General features: G+C 67.7%; 8 protein-coding genes and 1 pseudogene. 6 read left to right on the top strand and 3 right to left on the bottom strand.

Annotated elements, in window-relative coordinates; genetic code table 11:
- The 3 genes and pseudogenes from J7E68_RS14145 to J7E68_RS14135 form a co-directional block, all read left to right on the top strand.
- Positions 1 to 441, top strand: a pseudogene (locus J7E68_RS14145) (hypothetical protein); the annotation flags it as partial.
- Positions 438 to 734, top strand: coding sequence for a YciI family protein (locus J7E68_RS14140; protein WP_215173587.1), 297 nt, complete (start codon positions 438 to 440; stop codon positions 732 to 734). The pseudogene J7E68_RS14145 and the gene J7E68_RS14140, both read left to right, overlap by 4 nt.
- A 33-nt stretch (positions 735 to 767) precedes the next feature.
- Positions 768 to 1,946, top strand: a complete 1,179-nt coding sequence (locus J7E68_RS14135) for an SLC13 family permease (RefSeq protein ID WP_215173585.1) — start codon at positions 768 to 770, stop codon at positions 1,944 to 1,946.
- Positions 1,947 to 1,964: 18 nt separating this feature from the next.
- Here the strand turns inward: J7E68_RS14135 and J7E68_RS14130 are convergent, their stop codons facing one another.
- The 3 genes from J7E68_RS14130 to J7E68_RS14120 all read right to left on the bottom strand — a co-directional run bounded on the left by J7E68_RS14130 (position 1,965) and on the right by J7E68_RS14120 (position 5,285).
- Positions 1,965 to 2,558 carry a GNAT family N-acetyltransferase gene (locus tag J7E68_RS14130; RefSeq protein ID WP_251048997.1) on the bottom strand — a complete coding sequence of 198 codons (594 nt, stop codon included), beginning with the start codon at positions 2,556 to 2,558 and terminating at the stop codon, positions 1,965 to 1,967.
- A gap of 181 nt (positions 2,559 to 2,739) precedes the next feature.
- On the bottom strand, positions 2,740 to 4,827 hold the full coding sequence (locus J7E68_RS14125; protein ID WP_215173589.1) for an APC family permease: 2,088 nt from the start codon (positions 4,825 to 4,827) through the stop codon (positions 2,740 to 2,742).
- Positions 4,828 to 4,925: 98 nt separating this feature from the next.
- On the bottom strand, positions 4,926 to 5,285 hold the full coding sequence (locus J7E68_RS14120) for a nuclear transport factor 2 family protein (protein ID WP_215173583.1): 360 nt from the start codon (positions 5,283 to 5,285) through the stop codon (positions 4,926 to 4,928).
- A 98-nt stretch (positions 5,286 to 5,383) separates the two neighbouring features.
- Here J7E68_RS14120 and J7E68_RS14115 point away from each other — a divergent pair, with 98 nt between their 5' ends.
- From J7E68_RS14115 to J7E68_RS14105, 3 genes are all read left to right on the top strand, one after another.
- A complete protein-coding gene (locus J7E68_RS14115) occupies positions 5,384 to 6,082 on the top strand; it encodes a GTP pyrophosphokinase family protein (protein WP_215173581.1) in 699 nt (232 codons plus the stop codon).
- Between the two features lie 115 nt (positions 6,083 to 6,197).
- Positions 6,198 to 6,467, top strand: a complete 270-nt coding sequence (locus J7E68_RS14110) for a hypothetical protein (protein ID WP_215173579.1) — start codon at positions 6,198 to 6,200, stop codon at positions 6,465 to 6,467.
- A gap of 90 nt (positions 6,468 to 6,557) precedes the next feature.
- A partial coding sequence (locus J7E68_RS14105) for a molybdopterin-dependent oxidoreductase (RefSeq protein ID WP_215173577.1) occupies positions 6,558 to 7,834 on the top strand: 1,277 nt, incomplete at its 3' end.

Genomic DNA, 7,834 nt, shown 5'->3' with positions numbered 1-7,834 from the left:
GGGCCGCTGCCTGCGACGCCCGGTGGCCATCGGCTGCTGGCCGAGATAAACGCGGTGCATGTGCGGGCGAACGATGCCGCCGACACCGACTGGGCGCGCATCGTCGCACTCTACGAGCAGCTCGAGCGGATCGACCCCAGCCCGGTCGTCGTCCTCGGCAAGGCGGTCGCGCTCGCGGAGCGGGACTCACCCGAGCGGGCGCTGCCGCTCGTAGAGCAGCTTCGCGACGCACTGGACGACTTCCACGGGTTCCACGTGACGCGCGCCGAACTGCTGCGATCCGCGGGTCGCGAGGCAGAGGCCCGCGATGCGTACGAGCACGCGATCGCGCTGGCCGACAACGCCGCCGAGATCATCCACCTGACCCGGCGCCGCGACGAGATCGCGACGCCACCCACCCCCGGAACGCCCGGGACCTCGACGAACGGAGAGAGCAGATGAGCAACAAGTACCTCGTGATCCACATGACCGATCCCACCGGCGGCACGATGCCGCAGGGAGAGGACCAGCGCCTGCTCGAAGACTGGGCGGATNNGTCGGTCGCGGTGCGCGACGGCAAGGTGCTCGTCACCGACGGGCCGTTCCCCGAGTTCAAGGAGTGGTTCGCGGGCTACGACATCCTCACCGCCGAGTCGATCGACGAGGCCGCGAGCTTCATGGCGAAGCATCCGAGCGCCGTGATGGGGCGCATCTACATCCTTCCGGTGGTGAAGCTGCCCTGGGATGAGGACTGAGCGTCACGCACCGCGTGGATCTACACTCAGCGAGTGAGTGCGACGCGACGGCGAGGGGGAGCGGGGACGATCATCGTCCTGGCGCTCGTCGCCGTCGCGCTGCTCTGCGTCGTCACGGGGCTCCTGCCGACTGCGGATGCCGAGGCGCTCGGCGCCCGCATCGCACCGGTCCTGGGCTTCGTCGTCGCGATCACCGTCGTCGCGGAGCTGGCCCGGGATGCGGCGGTGTTCGACGTGATCGCGCAGCGCCTCGCCCGATGGGGCCAGGGTCGGGTCATCCTGCTCTGGGCGTCGGTCGTGGTGCTGGCGGTGATCAGCACCGTCTTCCTCTCGCTCGACACCACCGCGGTGATCGTGACACCTGTCGTCGTCGTACTGGCGCAGAGTGTCGGCATCCCGCCGCTGCCCTTCGCGCTCGTCACCGTGTGGCTCGCGAACACGGCGTCCCTCGCGCTGCCCGTCTCGAACCTCACCAATCTGCTGGCCGCGCGAGCGATCGGCGATGACCCGCTCTCGTTTCTCGCGCTGAGCTGGGCGCCGACGCTGGTGGGCGTGCTCGTGCCCGTGCTGGTGCTGACTCTTCGCCACCGGCGCACCCTCTTCGGCGGGTATCGGGTGCCGTCCGGGGGAGAGCCGTCCGACCGCGTGCTCTTCTGGGGCGCCGCCGGTGTGCTCCTGCTGTTGATGCCGCTGCTCGCGCTGACCCACGACGTCTGGATACCTGCGACCGTCGCCGCGCTGGCTCTCATCGTGCTCTTCGGCATCCGACGCCGGCACGTGCTGCGGCTCTCTCTCGTGCCGTGGCAGGCGATCGGGCTCGCGGCCGCGCTGTTCGTCGTGGTCGAGACCGCGCACGCCGACGGCCTCCTCGACTTCCTGTCGGTGCTGGCCACGAGCGGACACGCGCCGGCAGAGCTGCTGCGGCTCTCGGCTGCGGGCGCGCTCGCCGCGAACGGCGTGAACAACCTGCCGGCCTACCTGATCCTCGAACCCGCCGCCGGTGACCCGGTCGCGCTCATGGCGCTGCTGATCGGGGTGAACCTCGGCCCGCTGATCACCCCGTGGGCGTCGCTCGCCACGCTGCTCTGGCATCATCGCGTGGTGTCGCTCGGCGTCGAGATCCGCTGGGGCAGCCTGATGCTCTGGGGTGCGATCGTGGCGGTGCCGACGGTGCTCGTCGCGACGCTGGTGCTCGCGCTCGTCTCGGGCTGAGCGCAGACGCAGGAGCGGTCAGCTGACCGCCCACTCCTCCGCGAGGATGCCGTAGTTCATGCCGTCGAGCCACTCGCCCGAGCGGTGCAGCGCGGTCTTGCGGCTGAACTCCTCGCGGCGCATCCCGAGCCGCTCCATCAGGCGCCACGACGGCTCGTTGTCGGCGAAGCACCCGGCGTGCACCCGGCGTAGCCCCAGAGGGCCGAAGCAGACGTCGATCACGCCTCGGATCGCCTCGGTCGCGTAGCCGCGTCCGGTGTAGCCGGGATCGAGCACCCAGCCGAGCTCCGCCTCGACGCCCTTCGCCTGATCGGCGACCTCGAGCTGCGCCCACGCGTCGCCGACCTTGACCATGACGTCGCCGATCGGGGTCGAGGCTGCGGTGCCATCTGCCGGCAGAAGCTCGACGATGAACATCGAGGCGAGGCGCTCGGGGTCGAGGTAGCGCTCGCGGAACGCCTCGATCGTGTCGGGCGCGAGCCCCAGCCAGCGGTTCACGTCGGGCAGACGGCGCCACTCCCACATCACGTCGACGTCAGGCGCGGTCATCGGCCGGATCTGCAGCCGCTCGGTGCGGACGGGCCAGACGTCGGCGTGCGGCATTTCGCTCATCGCCCCAGCCTACGGAGCGGCTGAGCGGCCAGCATCCGTCTGCTGCCCGCTCGGGTCGCACTTCGTGCCGCCGAGATCGCTCGTGAGCGGCACGAACTGCGACCGGGAACCGAGACGGCGCTCGGGAACGGCACGAACTGCGACCGGAGAGCGAGACGGCGCTCGGGCACCGGGAGCGGGGTCAGCTCTCGGGCGGACCCTCGGGTCGGTGCGCGCGGCGACCGTTCACGACGACCGGGCGACCTGCGCGCTCCTGGCCGGGCAGCGGACGCGAGCGCCGCCCGTAGATCAGCTCCGACGAGTCGAGCAGCCACGGCACGAGAGTGATCGACACACCGTGCACGAGCATCAGCTGGTTGGCCAGGCGGCGCGAACGACGGTTGTGCAGGAAGGTCTCCCACCAGTGACCCACGATGTACTGCGGCAGGTAGACGGTCACCACCGAAGATCCGTGCTTCTCGCGGTACTGCTTGATGAACTGCGTCACCGGCTGCGCGAACGAGCGATACGGCGACTCGACGATCACCAGCGGGATCGGCACGAGATGGTCGGCCCATTCCTTCTGCAGGGTGGCGGCATCATCGGATGCCACGGCGACGTGCACCGCCAGGGTCTTGCCGTGCTTGGCGGCGATCGCATAGTCGATGGCTTTGATGACGGGCTTCTGCAGGCGATTGACGAGAACGATCGCGAGGTCGCCCGTCGCGCCGAACTTCGTGGTGTCGTCGATCGCGATCTCATGCTCGACGTCACGGTAGTAGCGCTTGACGCCCATCATCAGGAACGCGAGCACCGGGATCGCGAAGAACACCAGATACGCGCCATGCGTGAATTTGGTGATCGTGACGATCAGCAGCACGGCCACCGTCATCGCGGCGCCCACCGAGTTGATGACCAGGCCCATCTTCGCCGAGCGGCGGTCGGATGCCGAGGCGCCGTCGATCCCCGACCCCGGCGTCTTCTCCGCCGGACCACGGAGCACGCGCCGCCAGTGCCGCACCATGCCGATCTGCCCCAGCGAGAACGACACGAAGACGCCGATGATGTACAGCTGGATCAGCGTGGTCAGCTTCGCCTGGAACACCACGAGCACGACGATCGCGGCGATGCCGAGCACGATCATGCCGTTCGAGAACACCAGGCGGTCGCCACGGGTGTTCAGCGACTTCGGGGCGTAGCCGTCGCGCGCGAGGACCGAGCCGAGCAGGGGGAATCCGTTGAACGCGGTGTTGGCCGCGAGCAGCAGCACGCAGGCCGTCGCCGCCTGCACGATGAAGAACAGGATGCTGCCGCCACCGAACGTCGCCGAGGCGATCTGCGCCATGAGGCTCGGCTGCGGGTTCGAGCAGTCGAAGCCGATCAGGTCGCACGGGTTCTCGGCGTAGTGCACGCCGGTGATCAACGCGAGGGCGGTGAGTCCGGCGAACAGGCACGCGGCGATCGATCCCATCAGCACGAGCGTCGACTGGGCGTTGCGCACCTTCGGAGTGCGGAACGCCGGTACGCCGTTCGATACGGCCTCGACGCCGGTGAGGGCCGAGCATCCGCTCGAGAACGCCCGGAGGATCAGCAGGATCACGGCGGCCTGGCCGAGGTCTTCGGAGTGCACCGCGAACTCGGCGCTGGAGGCCACCGGCGCATCGCCGAGGAATGTGCGGATGAGTCCGGTCACGATCATGAAACCGACCGAGGCGATGAACACGTAGGTCGGGATCGCGAAGACGAGCGACGCCTCGCGCACGCCCCGCAGGTTCACGATGATGATGAGGATCACGAAGCCGACGGCGAGCTCGACCCGCAGCGGATCGAGCCCCGGCACGGCCGAGATGATGTTGTCGACACCGGATGCCACCGAGACCGCGACCGTCAGGACGTAGTCGACCAGCAGGGCTGCCGCGACGATGACGCCCGGTATCTCGCCGAGGTTCTTCGAGGCGACCTCGTAGTCGCCGCCGCCCGACGGGTAGGCCCTGATGAGCTGGCGGTAGCTGAGCACCACCACGATCAGCAGCACCACGACGGCGATCGCGACGAGCGGGGTGAACGACAGGAACGTGAGCCCGCCGATCAGCAGGATCATCACGAGCTCCTGCGGCGCGTAGGCGACCGAGCTCAGTGCATCCGACGCGAAGATCGGCAGCGCCATCTTCTTGGGGAGCAGCTGATCATCGACCTGTGCGCTCGTCAGCGGGTCGCCGATGAGGATGCGCTTCACGCGAGGAGGAGCGTCGAGGTTGTCCCTGGTTTCATCTGACACGTCGGGCGACACTACGCCTGCGAACGGCTTCCTCACGGGTTCCTCACGGAATCCCTACGGGTGCTCGGGTGTCCCTAACGGAATCCCTACGGCGGCCGCCAGACCCGGCTTCACGCTTCGTGAGGCCGGGGCATGTACCACTCCGTGAAGGAGGTCGCTCGCCCCTCCGCATCCAGTCGGACGATCCAGAGGTTCACATAGTCGCGTTCTGCCGGATACTTCGTGCGCCCTTCGATCACGACGAACTCCGCGTCCTCCCGCACTATCCACCAGTCGAACGACCATGTGTCCGGTTCGTCGAGGTCTTCGAGCCACCCGGCGACGATGTCCGCTCTGCCGACACGCGGCTCAGCATCGGGGCTGGTGAGGTAGATCGCGTCTTCGCTGAAGAGTGCGGCGATCTGCTGCGGATCGTTCGACTTCCACGCTTCGACGTACGCTGTCGTCCACTTCTCTCCTGCACTGGTCATGTGCTCCGTTCTAGACCTGGGATCCGACATCGTCAAGGTTCTGGATTCCATCGACGATGCACAGCCCGTTCCGATCACGAACGCGTAACGTCGAAGACATGACGTCCCTTCAGGTCACCGACGACGCCATCCAGCAGACTCGGGAGCTCCGCGATGAGTTCCAGCGCTTCCTGCGCGAATACGAGTTCGGGATGCGGGAGGTCGAGACGAAGATCTCGATCCTTCGTGACGAGTTCACCCACCACCATGCCTACAACCCGATCGAGCACGTCAAGAGCCGGCTGAAGACTCCCGACAGCATCGTCGAGAAGATCGCACGCAAGGGCATCGCCGAACCCGACTTCGAGCGCATCCGCACCGAGATCACCGACATCGCCGGAGTGCGCGTCACCTGCAGCTTCGTCGCCGACGTCTATCGCCTGTTCGATCTGCTCACCGCGCAGGACGACGTGACCGTGCGCACCGTGAAGGACTACATCGCGACGCCGAAGGACAACGGGTACAAGAGTCTGCACGCGATCATCGAGGTGCCGGTGTTCCTGTCGACGGGTGCCCTCTCGGTGCCGGTCGAGGTGCAGTTCCGCACGATCGCGATGGATTTCTGGGCCAGCCTCGAGCACAAGATCTACTACAAGTTCTCGAACCAGGTGCCGTCGCACCTCGTCGAGAGTCTGACCGACGCGGCCGAGGCGGCCGCCGAGCTCGACAGCCGTATGGAGCGCCTGCACCGCGAGGCCCACGGTGTGCCGCAGCGCGAACTCGCGCCGCCGCCGCCTCCCCACGTCGTGCAGGTCTGACCCGCGCTTCCCGCCGTCGTTGTCGGCTGTTCATCCGGAGTGGCGCACGGCGGGCACGGCGCACGCGGGAGCGGCGGTGTTGCGCGCGGCAGCGCGAGCCTGGGAACATCGGCAGGTGGTGAAGACGCAGCAGCCCCCGGTCTCGGACCTCGAGCGAACCCTCGTCGAGGTGCCCGGTCTCGACCGCGGACGACAGCTCTGCGAGTGCGACCACGGCGACGACGAGGCCTACGCCGCCTGCGGACGCAAAGCAAAATGGCGGGTCTCGGTCGACTGTGTCTGCGGAGAGAACCACCCGCGACGCGTCGAGATCCTCTGCTCGCGATGCCTTCGCACGCTGCGCGAGACGCAGGACCGAGACACGATCACCGCGCGCCGTCTCTGAGCGACCTCCCGCCCGCGAGGCGACCATCCGTTCGCGCGTCGGCTCCGAACAACCGCTGACCACACCGTCGGCGGTGCGAAGGAGCAGATCATGGCACAGCGCAGCAAAGACCCACAGCGCAGCAAGGGCAAGAGATTCATCCTCTGGGGCGCACTCTCGGGTGTGATCAGCGGAGCGGTCTTCCTCGCTGCCGCCGAGCTGTTCGCGCTGATCTTCGCGCGGTCGGCGAGCCCCATCCTCGCGGTCGGCGGTTTCGTGATCGACATCGTGCCGCAGCCCTTCAAGGAGTTCGCGATCGCCACTTTCGGCGAGTACGACAAGATCGCGCTGCTGGCAGGCCTCGGTCTCGCGGTGGTGATCGCATCGGCGATCGCCGGAATCCTTCAGCTGCTCCGTCCCCCGCTCGGCGTGATCGCCCTGGTGGTCGCTGGCGCGCTCTCCACCGCGGCGATCGTGACCAGGGCGGGTGTCACCCCGCTGGCCTTCCTGCCCCCGGTTCTCGGCACGATCGCCGGATCCGTCATCCTGTGGCTGCTCATCCGCCGCCTGAAGACGTGGAAGGTCTCGGCCGTTCCCGCTGCGATGGTCGACCGCAAGGGCGAGAGCATCGACGCGGAGCATCCTGAGACCTCGGGCTCGGATGGGAACTCGGATGCCGAGAAGTCCCCGAAGGCCATGGGACGCCGCCAGTTCTTCATCCTCGCGGGAATCGCCAGTGTCTCGGCCGTCGTGGTGGGCATCGCCTCGCGCACCGTCAGCATGACCGTCGCCTCTGTCGCGTCGATCCGCGACGCCCTCAAGCTCCCGTCGCCGAAGTCGACCGTGCCGGTGCCGAACGGCGCCGAACTCGACATCCCGGGGCTCAGCAAGCTGTTCACCCCGAACAAGGACTTCTACCGCGTCGACACCGCCCTGACCGTGCCGACCATCGACCCGAGCACGTGGCGACTCGTGATCGACGGCATGGTCGATCAGCGGGTGGAGATGAGCTTCCAGGACATCCTCGACATGGGTCTCGATGAGTACGTGATCACGCTGACCTGCGTCTCGAACCAGGTCGGCGGCGAACTCGTCGGCAACGCCAAGTGGCTCGGTGTGCCGCTGCGCGACGTGCTGAAGAAGGCCGGCGTGAAGTCCGGTGCCGACATGGTGCTGTCGAAGAGCGTCGACGGCTACACCGCCAGCACCCCGCTGTCGGCGCTGACCGACGACAACCTCGACGCGATCCTCGCGGTGGGCATGAACGGCGAGCCGCTGCCGCTCGAGCACGGATTCCCGGTGCGCATGGTGGTTCCCGGCCTCTCCGGATACGTGTCGGCGACGAAGTGGCTGACCGCGCTCAAGGTCACCACGTTCGACAAGGACGA

This window comes from Microbacterium sp. ISL-103, from assembly GCF_018613995.1.
In the GTDB taxonomy this organism is placed as follows: Bacteria; Actinomycetota; Actinomycetes; order Actinomycetales; family Microbacteriaceae; genus Microbacterium.
Note: the sequence above shows the minus strand (reverse complement) of the source record. Positions and strands in the feature narration are given on the sequence as shown.